The following is a 1419-nucleotide window of genomic DNA, read 5'->3' as shown; positions in this document are numbered from 1 at the left end:
GGGCAGCGCCGCCCCTCATCCGCCTGCCGGCACCTTCTCCCCGTAAGTCACGGGGAGAAAGAGGCTGGCCGCATGCTCGGCGCCTTTCCTGCAACGCCGGCGATTGGCGAAACCGGCGATGAGAGCGCCCCTCTCCCCGTCACTTACGGGGAGAGGATGCCGGCAGGCAGGTGAGGGGCAGCGCCACCGTCGAAAGCATCGGTCCTGCCTCACTGGCGCCATGGTCACCACCGGCTGGCCTGTCCGGCCCTGTGGACGTCCTGGCCGGCAAACTGCATCAGGGCCAAGGCGGTCGCTTGAGCAGGCCGCCGCCACTCGGGCTTCGCTACTGCGCCGGCAAACCGGGCAGCGACGAACTTGGCGCGGGCAAACCCGGAAGTGCCGAAGCGGCCGGCTGCTGGCCGGCATACATCAGCCGCGTCTGGGCATCGGCGCTCATCGGCGACAAGCTGCGCTGGATCAGCGCCTCGACATGGTCGTTGCGCTGGCGCGCGCTTTGGGCGCCCATCACCACCACGATCAGATGCCTGCCGTCGGCATTGTAGGAGGTGACGATGTTGTAGCCGGAAGCGCGGATATAGCCGGTCTTGATGCCGTCGACGCCGCGCACCCGTCCCAGCATGTCGTTATGGCCGCGCACCAGCCGGCCGCGGAACATGAAATCGCTTTCGGAGAAATAGTGGAAATGCTGCGGGAAGCGGCGCTGGAGCGCGATGCCCAGCACCGCCATGTCGCGCGCCGTCGTCACCTGGCCGTCGTCGGGCAGGCCGCAGGCGTTGCGGAAATTGGTGCTGGTCATGCCGAGCTGGCGCGCCTTGGCGGTCATCATGGCGGCGAACTCATCCTCGCTGCCGCCGCCGAGATATTCGCCCACCGCCACCGCCACGTCGTTCGCCGACTTCACCACCATGGCGCGGATGGCGGAATCGACGTCGATCGTCGCGCCGCGCCTGAAGCGCAGCTTCGTCGGCGGCTGCGAGGCGGCGTGGTTGGATACCGGGATCTGCGTTTCCTTGCTCACCCGGCCGCTCTCCAGCGCCTCGAACAGCATGTAGAGCGTCATCATCTTGGTCAGCGACGCGGGATAGCGCTGCGCCGTCGAATTGACCTCGAACAGCGTCTTGCCGGTCGAAGCGTCGACCACGATCGCGGCATATTTCTGCGGCTGCGCCGGCACGGCTAGCACGGTTTCCGGCGGCGCGGCGGTGGTGCAGCCGGCAATGAGGAGCAGCAGCACCAGCGCGGTCATCAATTTCTGGAGGAGCGAAAGCGGAGTGGACAAGATTGTTCAAAAACGGTTGCTGAGATGCGGCGAAGCTAGCGTACCGCATCCGCTCCGTCCAACTGGTTAACGGCGGGAATGAGGCATTTTCCCCGCTTTTTGCGGGTTTCAGGAGGGTGGATTTGCTTTAAGGGCGG

The 1419-nt window shown here is 66.0% G+C and carries 1 protein-coding gene; it reads right to left on the bottom strand.

The features are described 5' to 3' along the window. Nucleotides 1-325: 325 nt before the first annotated feature. Complete coding sequence (locus EOA49_RS31930) at nt 326-1249, bottom strand: D-alanyl-D-alanine carboxypeptidase family protein (protein WP_127240522.1); 924 nt, start codon at nt 1247-1249, stop codon at nt 326-328. Between the last annotated feature and the right edge of the window lie 170 nt (nt 1250-1419).

This window comes from Mesorhizobium sp. M1A.F.Ca.IN.020.04.1.1, from assembly GCF_003997315.1.
GTDB lineage: Bacteria > Pseudomonadota > Alphaproteobacteria > Rhizobiales > Rhizobiaceae > Mesorhizobium.
The sequence above is the reverse complement of the archived record's forward strand: the minus strand, read 5'-3'. Positions and strand labels throughout refer to the sequence as shown.

What these genes read in the sequence shown, in the direction of transcription:
- EOA49_RS31930 (WP_127240522.1), bottom strand. Translation starts at nt 1,249, where the DNA reads ATGACCGCGCTGGTGCTGCTGCTCCTCATTGCCGGCTGCACCACCGCC.